Genomic DNA, 15,827 nt, shown 5'->3' on the forward strand with positions numbered 1-15,827 from the left:
AAAGCAAAGGTTTAAATATTTGCATCGCTCCATATGACATTTAAAGATCAAATTTACAAGATCAGATCCAATTAGCAGGATTAAAATCAATTTATGTAAGCATTTGATTAATGCTATTTCGTCTTATGTTCCAAACAATTTCGTCTCAATTAGAGGACAAATTCCACAAGCTTTTATGCCATCTTGAAAGAACCATCTACAACTTTTCCTTAACGGACAATTTTCAAATTGACTTTCATCTTCAATAGGAGTTAAGAAAAAATTCATTTGATCTGGAACAGTACATTTATCCCCACTCCAGTTTCCACATCCTTTAGAAACACAAGGCATTGTAGTACGGACGTTCTCTCTTTTTACAGTATCAAGCATTTCAGAATCAATAGTGATGATCTCATCATAATATTCCAATTTGCCATCGATAAATTTCCCAAAAACTGAGTACCCCTTTTTTAAAGGGGCACTCGGACACATTTTCTTGTTATCCATATCTTTGCTTTACATCTACAAGATTTCTTTCAAATGCCTTTCTGTTGATTGGAAAAAATCCTGGGAATGGTGGAAAAGGAAATGGAACTCTTGGGCCGAATATCGGGCCCCATGGACCAGGCCAAGGAATAGGCCAAGGGTATGGATCATCTGGATTAGGTTTATAAAAAACAGCATCTGAAAGATATTCTTTACCTGCTTTAAATGAACCTAGAAACTCGGATGTGGTTTTTGCCAACATTTGTTCGAGTTCTCTAGTCTGATCTTGGCTTAGATCTAATCCTTGAAGATTAACTTGAAACATTGCACTAGTTTTCATACAGTTATGGTTTAGTGGTTAAGAGAATGTATAAAAAAGAAGGGCGTTAGGCAGTCTATAATTAAGAGTAATTTGCGTTGAAAATTGTTACCTTAAATCAAATAAAATTATAATCACTTAAGAATTTAGTTGTATAACTAAAAAATTAGTTATACATTTGGAGTATGGACAAACTAACAAAAGCAGAAGAAGAGGTAATGCAATTGTTCTGGGAACATGGCCCTAGTACAGTTAGCCAATTAATAGAGCAGATGCCGGATCCGAAGCCACCGCATTCTACCGTTTCTACCTTTGTACGAATTCTTGAGAAGAAGAAGTTTTTAGATCATAAAGCTTATGGTCGTACTTATGAATATTTTCCTTTGATCGCAAAATCGGATTATTCTAAATTTTCACTGAAGAAGTTGGTTGGGAATTATTTCGATGGTTCTATGAATTCATTAGTATCTTTTCTTGTGAAAGAAGAGAATTTGAGCCTGAAAGACTTAAGCAATATTATCAATGACCTAAAAGACGAAGAACAATGATTGCATTCATACTTAAAGTTTCCCTGTGCTGGCTCTTTTTTTATGGAGTCTATGAATTGTTCTTAAAGAATAAGACCTTTTTTAATGCGAACAGGACTTATTTACTAGTTACACTAGCGGCTGGGATTATATTGCCTTTGTTGGAATTTGTTCCGTGGAAAAATGAGTCTAATGTAGCTCATGTTATCTATCCGATGTTGATGGAAATCGACGACTTGCAGGCAGTTGTGGCCAGAAAAGAAGTTGATACATTTAACTGGATGAATATTTTATACTTCATCTACGCGGTCGGATTTATCGTAAGTTTTGTTCGATTTTCCATGGGTATTAAGAGAGTGCTGGAATTGTTCTGGGCATCTGAAAAAACAGTTAAAAATGGTTACACATTAGTGATGACTGAAGAGAAACATCTTCCATTTTCATTTTTCAATTGGGTATTCTTTAGTAAGAAAATGTCGATGGGGAATGAAATTGATGGAATTCTTCACCATGAAATAGAGCATATCAAAGGCAGGCATAGTATAGATGTCTTGGTTACAGAATTATTGAAGGTTATCTTTTGGTGTAGTCCGATGATCTACTTGTATAAAAATGCTCTAAAAGAAATTCATGAATACTTGGCAGATCAAGTAGTCATCAAAAACACAGATAAAAAGACTTATAAACAGTTATTGCTGACGCAAACGAATAATAGTTTGCAAATGGCACTAACGCATCAATTTTTCAATTCACATTTAAAAAACAGATTAAAAATGATCAATCAAAAACGCTCAGGACGTCCGACCTTAGTTATGTATGCGCTAGGCATCCCAGTGTTATTGTTGTTATTATTTGCATTTACATTTGCTATTCAAGGTCCCAATGCTACCAATGAAAATGTTCCAGAACTTATACAAAATATAGGTAAGTACTATATGGAGGAGGACCCTCAAAAGGCTCCGTATTTTCAGATCGATGGAAAAGATATAGAATTGCCACTTTTTAACCACATTTCTTTGTATGGAAATATAGGAAACGCTGTTGTTTTGTTGCCAGAAGATGCGATAAGGAAATTCGGAGAACGAGCTAAGTTGGGATATATAAATTTTGAAAGACCAATTTTAAAGCAAAAGGAACTATTAGTAGACGGTTATAATCCAAGAAAATATAGATATGATGCCGAGTTGATTGTTTCTGGAATGGAAGTAAGGAAGAAATATTTTCCTAATAATGCAGTTAAGCTTGAAAAAACTATACCTAGTGCTGGAAAAAAGATGATGACTATTTTGATGGCTGGAATTTCAACTGATGTGACGGAGAAGAATATTGGGCCTAGAACATTTAATGAAGAACTAGAAACCGATTATGAGAGTATTGCTAGGTTTCCTGCTTGTGAAGATAAAGGAATGAAAGACAGGGATTTGTTACGTTGTTCTTATAAAGAAATGCTAGACTATGTTTATTCAAATTTAGAATACCCTGAGAAGGCTAGGAAGAATGGTGTTCATGGAAGTGCTAGTATAGATTTTGTAGTTACAAGTAAAGGGGAACTGGAAGATTTTAATATTTATAGAAATCTTGGAGGAGGTTGCGCATATGCTGCTTTAGATGCGGTTAAGAAGCTAAAAGATCTTGACCAAAAGTGGATTCCTGCAATGAAAGATGGAAAAGCGGTTAATATGAGATATGTTCTTCCAATTAGATTTGAACTAGATGAAGAAGGAAGAGATGCTTACGAAAGTCTAGAACTTAAGGTCGATACCATTCCTGCCCAAAGTACTAGAAATATTGAAACTACAAATGAAATCTTCAAGGTGGTAGAGCAAATGCCTAGATTCCCAGGATGTGAGAGCATAAGCGGCACGAATGCGGAGAAAGAAGATTGCGCGAAGCAAAAAATGCTTGAATATATCTATACAAATTTGAAATATCCTAAAGTAGCACGTGATGCAGGAATAGAAGGAATGGCTGTAGTTCAATTTGTAATTACAAGTGAAGGAAGAATTAAAGATGCTAAAGTGGTTAGGAGTTTAAGTCCAGAAACCGATGAAGAAACACTGAAGGTTGTAGAAAGTATGGATTTTATGGATTCGAACTGGACTCCAGGTTATCAGCGCGGAAATGCTGTTAACGTTCAGTATACTCTTCCTATACGATTTAAGTTAGAAGGTGACAAAGCAAAGGAAGGAGTATTGCCTTTGCAAGAAGTCGAAATTAAGAAAAATATTTCAGCCGATAATGCATCAAAACCTTCACCACTCATCTATGTAGATGGAGCATTATACGAAGGAGAAGTAAATGACATTGACAAAGAAAAAATCGCAAGTGTCAATGTAATTAAAGGAGAACCTGCAATTGCTCAGTATGGAGAGCAAGCGAAAGATGGAGTGATAAACATTACGACAAAAGAAAGTGTGGTTAAACCAACGACCAAAAATATCGTAGGTAAAGCTAAGCCGATCATTTATGTAGATGGAGCATTATACGAAGAAGAAGTAGATGACATTGACAATGAAGAAATCGCAACAATCAACATATATAAAGGTGAAAGTGCAATTGTTAAGTATGGAGAACAAGCGAAAGATGGAGTGATAAACATCACAACAAAAGCTGGTCAAGATAAAGGAGAAGTTGATAGTGAGAATGATGCAAATTTCAAAATTTATGAAAATAGACTTGCATCCACAAAATTTGGTAATGAAAGAAAAATTTATGCTTTTGGTAAGGTAATAAAAAATGGTCCTGTTTCTTTCATGAAACCAAGTTTAAATTTGTCTGATTATAGAAAAGAAAGAATGACTGAAATTAGAGCCATAGGTACAATTGAAGGTGCAGATTCAGAAAATGTAGAAGAGCCTTTTATTGTCGTTGATGGAGAAGAAAAGGATAATTCAGAATTTTCAATGGATGAAATTAAGCCAGATGATATTGCAAGCATCAATGTATTAAAAGGCGAAACTGCAATAGAAAAGTATGGTTATAAAGGTGTTAATGGCGTCATCGAAATTACGACCAAAAATGCTCAAGGGAAAGTAGAAAATTACAAGCCAGGACCTAATAATACTCCTGCTTATTTTCCTGGATGTGATGATGAAACCGATGCAGCAGCTAAGGACAAATGCTCAAAAACAAATTTAATCAACTACCTCTATAAAAACATTAAGTATCCTGCTGAAGCTAGGAAACAAGGTGTGGAAGGAATGGTAGTAACTTCATTCGTCATTGATCAGAATGGAAAGATGAAGAATTTTAACTTAAAGCGTAAAGTGGCAGGTTTAGATGATAGTGCATTGGCTATTATTGATAAAATGGCGAAAGAAATTGTTTGGACTCCTGCAATGAAGGATGGGAAAGCTGTGGCGATGGAATTCAATCTTCCGATAAGCTATAAGTTGCCGGCAGAAAAACAGGCTGATAAGGAGATCTTAGAGATTAGAGAAGGTGGTGAGTTATCGTTACAGCAAGTAGCAATCTTCCCTAATCCAGCGAAAGAAATGGTTAATATCAAATTCGAAGCGGAAGCAAAACCAGTAATTCTTGATTTGTTTAACATTGAAGGAAAGCAATTATATCAGAAAGTGTATTCTGATTTTAATGGAAGTTTTGATCAATCGATTAATCTGACACAATTCTCAGAAAAAGTCATTCTAATTAGAGTTAGTCAAGAAGGAAAAACCTTTACAAGGAAGCTTGTTGTGGAGTAAAATACATAACTAAGTCGGAAGACTTTGGGGTAGGGTGTGTTATGCAGCTTACCCCTTTTTTATTTAGTGGACAGATGATAATGGATAGAGGAAAGCTGACAGTTGATAGTTGTGATAGATGACAATAAAAACATTTTCCCGCAGATACCGCAAATTCCGCAGATTAAATTTCATTTAGACCTCGTATGCCAGTGTGAGGAATAACTGGGAAGGCGAGGATTGTGACCTGTCTTGCTATAGCGAGAAGCTGAATGATCTGAATAATGAATATAGGAAAATGGATAGGGGATAGGTGACAGCGAAAAAAAGATTTCCCGCAGATGCCACAGATGACGCAGATTAAATTTCATTTAGACCTCGTATGCCAGTGTGAAGAAAAACTGGAAAGGCTAGGATTGTGACCTGTCTTGCTTTAGCGAGAAGCTGAATGATCTGAATAATGGATAGAGGAAAATGGATAGGGGATAGGTGACAGCGAAAAAGATTTCCCGCAGATACCGCAGAGGACGCAGATTAAAAAAAAATAGTCTCGGAACAATGTAATACTTCTAGATAAGCCAAGAGGGAAGCTGAGAAGAGTAGTATTTATTGTAATCGTAGATTTCTACGCAAGATCTATCACTCTTGTCCGATTACCAGCGGATGCATCTCCTTGCATTTATCTTCCGAAAATTACACATCAAAGTGCTAACTCAGCAATTGGCTCCAACTTCAATTTCTCATCCAAAAAATCAATAACATCATCCTGGACACGCTCCCAATTCTCATTAAATAAAGGAGAAATGAAAACATGTTTCTTGCCATCTGGGTAAGCGATAAATTCTTTGAGGTCTTCAGGTGTTCCCAGAAGATGCTCCACTTCCTGAATCTTTTCAGTCGAAACAGTAAAATCCCGAGTCTGCTCATCTTTATAAAAATAACCAACAAAAATCGGCTGCTTGATTTCCCGAAAAACTTCAGCTTCCATGGTATCATCTATTAAAGACTGAAGTGCAATAACACCTTCTAACCTATACTTATGATTCCAAAAAGGCCGAGCCCTTGCAGGCGCATTCCACTGATGATAGTTTCCTCCCTTTATTCTTCTTGCTAAATTCAATCCCCATGGCTTCGTTAGTAATTTCGTCGTCTTGTCATGCAGTTCGAAGTTAGGCGAAAACATAATCTGAGCATAGATATCGGGGTCGTTCGCGGCTAGAAAGGCGCTCAAAGTACTGCCTGTAGAACATGAAATCACGATGACTTTTTCACCTATAGACTTGCCAATTTTAATCGCCTCCTTTGCATAATCTACAAGCAATTTCGGAGTTAAGTCCAAGAATGCCAAGCTATCATTCAAACCATGTCTTGGTAACCTACTTAAGTACAGATTAGCCCCATATCGGTCAGCGATGTTAGCATGAATAGGTGCACCTTCTTCATGACTTGCTGAAAATCCATGCAGATAGATGAATGCATATTCTGTTTTCTGAATACCATCAGCCCAGATAATCTTTTCTTCATTATCAGCCTTGATCCTCGGATTATTATTTCGATCTGTGATTATTTTTTCAACTTCTGAAATGGAATACTTACCATCGAGTGGTGTGTTATCAATTTTCTCATACTTCATAGTAGGACCTAACAGAAATGCAATTGCGATTAAGCCTAATATAAAGAGCAAGAACCAACCTATTTTTTTCAATATTTTCATTTACTGTCTGTTTGCTTGAAGAATAACAATTTAAAACATAAATTTAGAGCATGAGATATTTTAAGTTAGTTATTTCATTATTTCTGTTAATTGCCACTATCTATTTGCTGAGTAATCCTTTGAATGTTGGGGAGCGCTCGCTTCCTGCTATTGGGGATTTGATTAATCCGTTCAGTGGATTTTGGGCTAACGCAGAAAAAATTGAAAATGAAAGTGATGAATTTAAGGCTGAAGGTCTTAAAGGCAATACAAGCATTAAATACGATGATCGGCATGTGCCACACATTTTTGCTGAAAACTTGTCAGACTTAATGTTTGCGCAAGGATACGCTATTGCGAAAGAAAGACTGTGGCAGATGGATATTACAACCAGATCTATCGAAGGAAAAACAGCGGAGATTCTAGGAGAATCAGCTCTTAGTCAAGATATGACGTTACGCCAGAAAGGAATGGCGCGGTCAGCTCTTCTGGCTGTGGAAAGTTGGAAGAAAAATGAAAGAGGATATGCATTAGTAGAACGATTTAGCGATGGTATTAATTACTTCATTGATCAGCTAGATCCAGCAGATTATCCATTAGAATTTAAATTACTAGGCTATGAGCCTCAACAATGGGAACCCTACCGTACTGCTTTATTTATTAAAGCGATGGCAATAACTTTAAATTCTGCTAATAACGATATGGCAACTACGAATGCCTTAGAAGTCTTGGGGGAGGAAAAATTTTACGACTTATACCCAGATAGGAATAAAAAACAAAGCCCAATTATTGAAAAGGGGAACTGGCCTAGTCCAGCCGTTTCCATGAATGAAGTCATTACTAATCAAATTAATGAGCTATTCGAAAGTATTCAGAGAGATGATCACCACATTTTTGTGGGAAGTAATAATTTTGCTGTTGGTGGCGGAAAATCAGCGAGTGGGCACCCTGTTTTAGCGAATGATCCACACTTGAAATTGACCCTTCCTTCCATATGGATAGAAATGCATCTGGTATGCCCAGAACTAAATGCTTACGGTGTTTCTCTTCCAGGTGTACCGGGAATTGTTATTGGGTTCAATGAAGATATTAGTTGGGGCCAAACCAATGTAGGGCAGGACGTTTTGGATTTTTATAAAATGAAATGGGTCGATGATGAAAAGCGACAATATTACATCGATGGTGAAATCAAAGATGCTGAGATCGTGATTGAGAAATTTGATGTGAAAGGCGTCGGGGAAGTACTAGATACAGTCATCTACACAGAATGGGGTCCAGTTATGAAGGAAGAAGGAAGGCAAACGGACCTAGCACAGCGATGGGTTTCTCTGGATGCACCAGAGCCTGGTGAAGTGGATGTTTTTGTCAATATAAATCAGTCAAAAGATTTTGCTTCATTTAGAAATGCTTTACGGTCATTTACAGCACCTGCACAAAATTTTATATTTAGTTCTAAATCAGGAGATATAGCGCTTTCTGTAGTAGGGAAATTACCCATAAAATCTGATCAGCAAGGTCGATTTATTCAAGATGGAAGTTTATCCAGCAGTGCATGGAAAGGTTTTATCCCTTTTGATGAGTTGCCTATGGAACTGAACCCAGAACGTGACTTTGTTGCATCTGCTAACCAACATTCTACCGATAATGGATATCCTTATTATTATAATGGCGGATTCGAGGACTATAGGGGACGATATATCAATTCTAAATTAGAGGGAATGACGAAGGTGAGCAGTGCGGATCTTATGAATTTGCAATTAGACGCATATAATCTTAAGGCCGAAGAAGCGTTACCCATTTTACTTGAAGAATTAGAGCAAACAAAATTGAGTGCAAAGGAAAAAGAGGTAGTGGATCGGTTAGATGACTGGAATTATACTTATACTTCTAATTCGATAGGAGCATCTTATTTCGAGGAATGGTGGGATGTTTTTTACGATATGGTATTTGATGAAATCGTGGAATTGAGAAAAGAAATAAATGTTCCGTATCCTGAAGCTTTTAGACTGATTGAATTAATGGAAGAAGAACCAGACCATTGGGTTTTTGATGTGGAAGACACAGATGAAGTTGAAACCCTGCATTCCATTGTTAATCAATCCTTAAAGAAAGTAGGTTTTGATACATTAGAAGTGAAGGCGTGGAGTGAAAGTCGTAATACTGAAATCAATCATTTAGCAAATATTCCTGCATTTGCCAGCCAGAAAATTAGTTCTCCAGGCCATAGAAATACACCGAATGCAATAAGCAAGTATAATGGCCCAAGTTGGAGAATGGTTGTAGAGATGACCGATCCGGTGAAAGGTTACGGTATTTATCCAGGTGGAAATAGCGGGAATCCAGGAAGCCAATACTACGATAACTTTGTATTAGATTGGGCAGATGGTCAATATTATGAGCTGAATAGTTCGAGTGATCCTGACAAGATAAAATTAGCTTATGAATTAACTTTTAAACCTAAGAAATGAAGTATTGGACACATTTAATCATCATTATTGCGCTTGGATATTTTTTAGGTCAATGGTTACCTTGGTGGATGATCTCTATTGTTGCCATTATGAGTGCTTTTCTCTTGAAGCATAAGTTTGGACTTTCAGTGATGTTTGGATTTCTAGCAGGCTTTGTTCTCTGGGCAGGATTTTCATTGTACTTGGATGTAGAAAATCAAAGTATCTTAAGTCCAAAAATAGGCCTGCTTTTCGGAGGATTAAGTTCTACAGCAGTGATTGCGGTGACAGGATTAATCGGTGGACTCATTGTGGCAATGGGTTCAGCAGTAGGTGCTGCAATAAGAGAAGTCGTTCCGAATTATATTACCGAATAAATAGCCAGTTATCTTTCGTCGAATGATCTTCGCTGAGGTAGTAACCATCTATATCGAAACCTTTTAGATCATTTGGGTTATCGATGGAGTTGTTTACGATAAATTTCGACATCATACCTCTAGCTTTTTTGGCATTGAACGAAATGAATTTTATTTCACCATCGCGTTCTTCTTTGAAATTAATGGTAAGTAGATCTCCATCTAGTTTCTTGAGATTGATGGCTTTGAAATATTCATTCGAAGCAAGATTAACGATGGTTTTATGTTCGTGATTACTTAGGTCCTCATTTAATAAATCAGTAATCCTGTTCTTCCAAAATTGATAAAGATTCTTTCCTCGCGTTGTTTTTAGCGATGTGCCCATTTCTAATCGATAAGGTTGCATGAGGTCTAAAGGACGAAGCAATCCATATAATCCAGAAAGAATTCTCAGGTGGTCTTGAGCAAAGTCCATTTCCTCTTGGGTAAATTGATCAGCTTCGAGACCCAAGTAAACATCGCCTTTGAACGCTAATATCGCTGGCTTACTATTTTCACTATTAAATTCTGGGCTGAATTCCTGAAATCGTTCCACATTCAGGTCTGCAATATTTTTACTAATGCCCATCATTTTCTGAAGCTTTCCAGAGCTTTTCTTCTTTAATGTATCCACTAATTTCATCGAATGCTCTAGAAGTCGAGCTTCTGTGTGGCCGAATTTTCCATCTTCAGAATAGTCAAGTGTTTTAGCAGGAGAAATTAAAGTGATCATAATGGGTAAAAATATCTTTAGTAATAAATCAATGTGTGCAAAAATAATAATGATCTGAAATTGCATATAGATCAGATCGTCTAATTTATGTCACAATGATATAAATTAAAAAAGCCTTGAATTGTTTAATTCAAGGCTTTAATATTTTTTATTTGAGTAAGAATTATAATCCTCCGCTCAATGTACCTTTAGAAGCTGGTACGCTTTCTTCTTTCTCTTGTTCGAAAACTTCACCTTTTACATTAATAACATGTGGTTCAGTTCCTTCATTGGTAGTAATAGTAACTTTTTTACTAAACTTACCTAGTCTGTTTGTCGCATATCTGATTTCGATAATGCTTTCTTCTCCTGGCATAATTGGCTCCTTAGCGTAAGAAGGAACAGTACAACCACAAGAACCTCTTGCGTTAGTTATAACTAAAGGCTCAGTACCTTTATTTACAAATTTTAATTTCCTTAATGGTTCAGAATGCTGCTCGATTACTCCGTAATCTACTACCATTTCTTCGAAAACCATTTGCGGGCCTTCACCATTCTTTACTTTTTCAATTTTTTGTTCTATCGCTTGGGTTGTTGGCACTGTTTGAGCATTACCTACTGCAATAGCGCAAAACATGACTAAAACAAAAAGAATTGTATTTTTCATTTGTCTATTATTTTAATTATTTATATTACAAATCTACACTAATAACTGCAAAAAGGAAACCAAAGTTTCTAAATATACTGTTAATGTAGGGTTAAGGTATGGTATTTTGCAATTGAAAATTGATAATTACTTTATCCTTGTTTCCATTTTATAACCTTTTTTACATCAAAATTGTTAATTTTGCCTTGCTTTTTTATAGTGCTATGTCTCGATAAGCACTTAATTGTTTAAACACAAAACCTGACCTTGAATTTTATGCTTGACTTTCCTACAGAAGTAATAAGAACAGAATCAGAGCCACAGCCTCGGCAACATTTTATAGATGAAGTTCTCAAAGATTTCTGGACCTGTTTAGTCAGTAGGGAAGTTTCGCTGTTAGGTAGGAAGGAAGTCCTTTCAGGAAAAGGAAAGTTCGGAGTATTCGGTGATGGGAAAGAAGTTCCGCAAGTTGCCCTCTCCAGAGTTTTTAGAAAAGGTGATCATAGAGCGGGTTATTATAGAGACCAGACCATCATGTTCGCACTTGGAATTGCAAAGATCGAAGATTTCTTCGCTCAGATGTATACAGATGCTAGAAATGATCCTTTTTCAGCTGGGCGACAGATGAATGCTCACTTCGCCACTCCATACATCGATGAAGAAGGAGAGTTTACCAATCATATGGAGCTCTTTAACCAAACTTCAGATATTTCATGTACTGCAGGCCAGATGGCAAGGGCCGTCGGATTAGCATTAGCCTCTAATAAATATAAGGAGCTGAAATCCTTGTTTGGAAAGAAACACAAATTTTCACGAAAAGGTAAAGAAGTTTGTTTCTGTACAATCGGAGATGCAAGTTGTGCTGAAGGCCCGTTTTGGGAAGCTGTAAATGCAGCAGCAACCATTCAGATTCCTTTAGTCATTTCAGTATGGGATGATGGATATGGAATATCAGTACCAGTAGATAAACAAATAGCGAAGGCTAGCATTTCTGATGCTTTGCAAGGAATGCAAACTGAAAAATCTAAAAAAGGATTAGAAATTTATAAAGTCGAGGCTTGGAATTATCCTAAGCTGGTAGCAACTTATGAGAAAGCTATTAAAAAGGCTAGAAAGAATCAAAGTCCAGCTTTAATTCATGTAATTGAGTGTACACAACCTCAAGGGCATTCAACATCTGGTTCACACGAAAGATATAAATCCAAACAAAGGCTGAGTTGGGAAAGAGATTGGGATTGTATCGATCGCATGGAATCTTGGATGATAAGTAGTGGTATATGTGATAAAGAGACCACTAAGAAAATGAAGGCGAGGGCAAAGGAGTTCGTAAGAGAGAGAAAGACTTTTGCTTGGAAAAGATACATCACACCTATTAATGAGGAGCGTGAACTGGTAATTAATCTGATTTCTCGAATAGGTCAGCAGGCACATTTGAAAAAAGAAATCCTAGAAATCAAGAAAGAATTAGACAACTTAGTCGATCCGACCTATTCTGAAGTTGTTCAACTAGCAAAACGTGCGCTTTACTTAAGCATGTTTGAGAAGGTGGATGAAGTAGCGAAGTTAAAAGCATACATTGACGGAAAGGATGAGGCTGCAAATTTAACTTACCATACTAAATTATATTCTGATACACCTAAGGCTGCAGTAAAGGTTCCTGTAGTTGAGATGGAATTTGAGGGAGAAGAAGTGATGGCGCCAGGTTACAAGGTGATTAATACTTTCTTCGATAAAGCATTTGCTAAGCATAAAGAATTATTAGCTTTTGGTGAAGATGTAGGTAAGATCGGTGATGTGAATCAAGGAATGGCTGGCCTTCAAGAAAAATATGGAGAGGAGCGAGTTTTTGATGTTGGAATCCGTGAATGGACGATCGTAGGGCAGGCTATAGGTCTAGCAATGCGTGGGTTTAAGCCGATTATGGAAATTCAGTATTTAGATTATCTATATTATGGACTTGCTCCATTAGCAGATGATGTTGCCTCTTTAAGATATAGAAGTAATGGATTACAATCTGTACCATTAATTGTTAGGACAAGAGGGCATAGACTTGAGGGAATATGGCATTCAGGTTCACCTATTGGGATGATTATTAATTCTCTAAGAGGAATGTACTTGGCAGTTCCAAGAAACTTGACCCAAGCTGCTGGATTTTATAATACATTGATACAAGGAGATGATCCGGCGATAGTGATAGAAACATTGAACGGATATAGAAAAAGAGAAGTTGTACCGTCTAACATCGGAGAATATACAATTCCGTTGGGCGTGCCTGAAATATTATTAGAGGGGACAGATGTCACCGTTGTGAGTTATGGTGCTTGTATAGCAGAGATAGAAGAAGCGATTCCGTTATTGAATCAATATGACATCTCTATTGAATTAATAGATGTAAGAACTTTGCTGCCGTTTGACTTAGAAGGAGTTATTGTGAATTCCCTAAAGAAGACGTCTCGACTAATTGTAATTGATGAAGATGTTCCAGGAGGAGCTTCCGCATATATAGTAAATCAAGTTTTAGAAGAACAAGACGGGTATTATTCTTTGGATTCGAAACCGATCACTCTGACAGCACAGGCACATAGACCGCCTTATGGATCGGATGGAGACTATTACACAAAGCCTAATCCGGAACAAATTTTTGAAACCATTTACACCCTAATGACGGAGGTTGATCCAGACGCATATCCAATAGCCTTTTAAAATGTTATGAGAAATAATATCTTTGACGTTGTAACTAAAAAAAATTGGGGAAAAAACTCGTAATTATACCGACTTATAACGAAAAGGAAAACATTTCGAAAATGATTTCAGCTGTCTTGGAAGTTGGTCAGGATTATGATGTTTTAATTGTTGATGATGGTTCACCAGATGGAACCGCTGCAATTGTTAAAGAGCGTCAACAAGCTTTTCCGGATAGGATTCATTTAATAGAAAGGACAGGGAAGTTAGGTCTAGGAACGGCGTACATTGCAGGATTTAAGTATGGTATAAAGCATGGCTATGACTTTCTTTTTGAAATGGATGCTGACTTCAGTCATAATCCGAAAGATTTGCCTAGACTTCTAGCGCCGTTAGAAAATGGATTTGATTTTAGTATTGGTTCTCGATATGTGAAAGGAGGAGCAACTAAGAATTGGCCATTAGATCGAGAAATTTTATCAAGAGGAGCTTCTCTTTATGTTAGAATGATTACTTGGATGCCTATAAAAGACCCAACAGCAGGCTTTATTTGTTATAAAAGGGAAGTTCTAGAGACAATTGATTTAGATAAAATAAAATTTGTCGGTTACGCATTCCAGATAGAAATGAAGTTTTCGGCGAGATCATTAGGTTTTAAAAGCATAGAAGTGCCTATAACATTTGCTGATCGTATAGAAGGAACGTCGAAAATGAGCAATGGTATTATCTCTGAAGCGATCTGGGGTGTTCTGAAAATGAAAATTAAAAGTTTCACTAATTCATATAGAAGTACAGATTCGTAACATTTTAATTTTTAAGTCGTCTAGTTTTCGAAATCCAACTTGAAAATTATGCGTTCTATTCTTATCCTTTTTCTTTGCTCTTTTCAGCTTTTACACAGCCAGTCGACCTTTAACGATTCCTTAAATTTAGAATTGCAAGAAATTGCTGATCAGAAAATGCTTCCTGGTTTTAGTGTTGCGGTCATTAAAGATGGCGCCATTAAATATGAGGATGGATTTGGTTTTGCTGATATTGAAAGCAAGAAATCTTATACAAAATCAACTATCCAAAACATTGGATCTGTAAGTAAGACGTTCATTGGCGTTGCTCTAATGAAGGCGGAAGAACTCGGATTGTTAGACTTAGATGATCCTATTAATGACTACTTGCCTTATCATTTAATTAATCCGAGATTCCCTACCGAAAAGATTACCATTCGTCACATTGCAAGTCATACTTCTGGGTTGAATGATCCAGATGCTTATGAAAGGGCATATGTCTTCGAAGGCAAATTAGCAGTAGATCCATCCACCATTCCAAGGGGCTGGAAAAAATACATCAAACTTTATAATGAGAATGAGGGCCTCCCTATCGATTCATTTATTATAAGTGTTTATGCCAAAGGTGGTGAATACTACAGGAAGAAGAACTTCCTTCGAAAAAAGCCAGGTGTTCAATATAAATACAGCAATATAGGTGCAGGGATTGCATCGAGGATCTTGGAAGAAGCCAGTGGTATGAGCTTTAGCAACTTTACTAAGCAGTACATATTCGATGAAATAGGAATGACTTCTACTACCTGGAATCTAGATGAAGTAAAACTAGATGATAAGGCAACGCCATATCTTACCTATGGACAAGCTCTTCCTCATTATAGTCTTATCACTTTTGCAGATGGTGGACTGATAACTAGTATTCATGATCTATCACTTTATTTGATAGAAATGATGAAGTGTTATGAGGGAAAGGGTAGGGTGTTGTCTGAAGAAAAATGTAAGGAGATGATGGAGCCATATCTCAAGGATTCTAAGTCACCTTACGGCGTGTTCTGGTCTAGATCTCATTCTGGATTAAGTATTGGGCATAATGGAGGAGATCCGGGAGTGTTAACTAATATGTATTTTATGCCCTCTAAAGGTATAGGTAAGATTATGATGGTCAATATAATGCCTACCGACAAAAGCACGGAGGAAGCCATCAGGAATGTGTGGGGCGTTTTAAAGAAATATGAAGAAAAGATTTAGCAAAATAATCACTCCATACATCTGAAAAGTCATCTAGAAAAAAGGAAGTCTTACTTTCTTACCTATTAAGTATGTCAATTTTTGATGCGTAGCTAGATAGACTTCCCTCTTGCAATATCTTAAAATTTCACATTTTAGGAGAAATCAAATAAAAAGAACCTGGAATCATTTCATATTCATTCACTTTGAATTGTCCATAGAATGGAAGCGGTTTTTCTATGCTGCTAACCT

The 15,827-nt window shown here is 36.7% G+C and carries 12 protein-coding genes; 7 read left to right on the plus strand and 5 right to left on the minus strand.

Annotation, left to right across the window (positions count from 1 at the left end; all coding sequences use genetic code 11):
• Window positions 1–123: 123 nt before the first annotated feature.
• The gene (locus L2586_RS19545) at window positions 124–486 is read right to left on the minus strand and encodes a hypothetical protein (RefSeq protein WP_235294635.1); all 363 of its coding nucleotides are present in this window, start codon (window positions 484–486) and stop codon (window positions 124–126) included.
• Window positions 479–805: a hypothetical protein gene (locus tag L2586_RS19550; protein ID WP_235294636.1), complete on the minus strand. Its 327-nt coding sequence runs from the start codon at window positions 803–805 to the stop codon at window positions 479–481. Before L2586_RS19550 ends, L2586_RS19545 begins: the two co-directional genes overlap by 8 nt.
• Window positions 806–969: 164 nt before the next feature.
• Between L2586_RS19550 and L2586_RS19555 the strand changes: the two genes are divergently transcribed.
• Both L2586_RS19555 and L2586_RS19560 read left to right on the plus strand, forming a co-directional pair.
• A complete protein-coding gene (locus L2586_RS19555; RefSeq protein ID WP_235294637.1) occupies window positions 970–1,332 on the plus strand; it encodes a BlaI/MecI/CopY family transcriptional regulator in 363 nt (120 codons plus the stop codon).
• The gene (locus L2586_RS19560) at window positions 1,329–5,015 is read left to right on the plus strand and encodes a TonB family protein (RefSeq protein WP_235294638.1); all 3,687 of its coding nucleotides are present in this window, start codon (window positions 1,329–1,331) and stop codon (window positions 5,013–5,015) included. The genes L2586_RS19555 and L2586_RS19560 overlap by 4 nt, the downstream gene beginning before the upstream one ends.
• Before the next feature lie 679 nt (window positions 5,016–5,694).
• Here L2586_RS19560 and L2586_RS19565 read toward each other — a convergent pair.
• Complete coding sequence (locus L2586_RS19565; protein ID WP_235294639.1) at window positions 5,695–6,708, minus strand: alpha/beta hydrolase; 1,014 nt, start codon at window positions 6,706–6,708, stop codon at window positions 5,695–5,697.
• Window positions 6,709–6,758: 50 nt separating this feature from the next.
• Here L2586_RS19565 and L2586_RS19570 point away from each other — a divergent pair, with 50 nt between their 5' ends.
• Window positions 6,759–9,155: a penicillin acylase family protein gene (locus tag L2586_RS19570; RefSeq protein WP_235294640.1), complete on the plus strand. Its 2,397-nt coding sequence runs from the start codon at window positions 6,759–6,761 to the stop codon at window positions 9,153–9,155.
• Window positions 9,152–9,511 carry a hypothetical protein gene (locus tag L2586_RS19575; protein ID WP_235294641.1) on the plus strand — a complete coding sequence of 120 codons (360 nt, stop codon included), beginning with the start codon at window positions 9,152–9,154 and terminating at the stop codon, window positions 9,509–9,511. Before L2586_RS19570 ends, L2586_RS19575 begins: the two co-directional genes overlap by 4 nt.
• Here the strand turns inward: L2586_RS19575 and yaaA are convergent.
• Window positions 9,501–10,262, minus strand: a complete 762-nt coding sequence (gene yaaA / locus L2586_RS19580) for a peroxide stress protein YaaA (RefSeq protein WP_235294642.1) — start codon at window positions 10,260–10,262, stop codon at window positions 9,501–9,503. The two genes, L2586_RS19575 and yaaA, sit on opposite strands and share 11 nt — an antisense overlap.
• Window positions 10,263–10,425: 163 nt before the next feature.
• Window positions 10,426–10,908 carry a DUF1573 domain-containing protein gene (locus L2586_RS19585; protein ID WP_235294643.1) on the minus strand — a complete coding sequence of 161 codons (483 nt, stop codon included), beginning with the start codon at window positions 10,906–10,908 and terminating at the stop codon, window positions 10,426–10,428.
• Between the two features lie 255 nt (window positions 10,909–11,163).
• On the opposite strand from L2586_RS19585, the gene L2586_RS19590 reads away from it, so the two are divergent.
• From L2586_RS19590 to L2586_RS19600, 3 genes are read left to right on the plus strand one after another with little or no spacing between them, the layout of a single operon-like run.
• The gene (locus L2586_RS19590; RefSeq protein ID WP_235294665.1) at window positions 11,164–13,590 is read left to right on the plus strand and encodes an alpha-ketoacid dehydrogenase subunit alpha/beta; all 2,427 of its coding nucleotides are present in this window, start codon (window positions 11,164–11,166) and stop codon (window positions 13,588–13,590) included.
• Between the two features lie 44 nt (window positions 13,591–13,634).
• On the plus strand, window positions 13,635–14,372 hold the full coding sequence (locus tag L2586_RS19595) for a polyprenol monophosphomannose synthase (protein WP_235294644.1): 738 nt from the start codon (window positions 13,635–13,637) through the stop codon (window positions 14,370–14,372).
• A 48-nt stretch (window positions 14,373–14,420) separates the two neighbouring features.
• Window positions 14,421–15,596, plus strand: a complete 1,176-nt coding sequence (locus tag L2586_RS19600; RefSeq protein ID WP_235294645.1) for a serine hydrolase domain-containing protein — start codon at window positions 14,421–14,423, stop codon at window positions 15,594–15,596.
• Window positions 15,597–15,827 lie beyond the last annotated feature (231 nt).

Source organism: Portibacter lacus, from assembly GCF_021533215.1.
Classification (GTDB): domain Bacteria; phylum Bacteroidota; class Bacteroidia; order Chitinophagales; family Saprospiraceae; genus Portibacter; species Portibacter lacus.

Excerpts from the sequence above, each read along its gene's own strand:
- L2586_RS19545 (WP_235294635.1), bottom strand. The coding sequence starts at position 486 with ATGGATAACAAGAAAATGTGTCCGAGTGCCCCTTTAAAAAAGGGGTAC.
- L2586_RS19550 (WP_235294636.1), bottom strand. The coding sequence starts at position 805 with ATGAAAACTAGTGCAATGTTTCAAGTTAATCTTCAAGGATTAGATCTA.
- L2586_RS19555 (WP_235294637.1), top strand. The coding sequence starts at position 970 with ATGGACAAACTAACAAAAGCAGAAGAAGAGGTAATGCAATTGTTCTGG.
- L2586_RS19560 (WP_235294638.1), top strand. The coding sequence starts at position 1,329 with ATGATTGCATTCATACTTAAAGTTTCCCTGTGCTGGCTCTTTTTTTAT.
- L2586_RS19565 (WP_235294639.1), bottom strand. The coding sequence starts at position 6,708 with ATGAAAATATTGAAAAAAATAGGTTGGTTCTTGCTCTTTATATTAGGC.
- L2586_RS19570 (WP_235294640.1), top strand. The coding sequence starts at position 6,759 with ATGAGATATTTTAAGTTAGTTATTTCATTATTTCTGTTAATTGCCACT.
- L2586_RS19575 (WP_235294641.1), top strand. The coding sequence starts at position 9,152 with ATGAAGTATTGGACACATTTAATCATCATTATTGCGCTTGGATATTTT.
- yaaA (WP_235294642.1), bottom strand. The coding sequence starts at position 10,262 with ATGATCACTTTAATTTCTCCTGCTAAAACACTTGACTATTCTGAAGAT.
- L2586_RS19585 (WP_235294643.1), bottom strand. The coding sequence starts at position 10,908 with ATGAAAAATACAATTCTTTTTGTTTTAGTCATGTTTTGCGCTATTGCA.
- L2586_RS19590 (WP_235294665.1), top strand. The coding sequence starts at position 11,164 with ATGCTTGACTTTCCTACAGAAGTAATAAGAACAGAATCAGAGCCACAG.
- L2586_RS19600 (WP_235294645.1), top strand. The coding sequence starts at position 14,421 with ATGCGTTCTATTCTTATCCTTTTTCTTTGCTCTTTTCAGCTTTTACAC.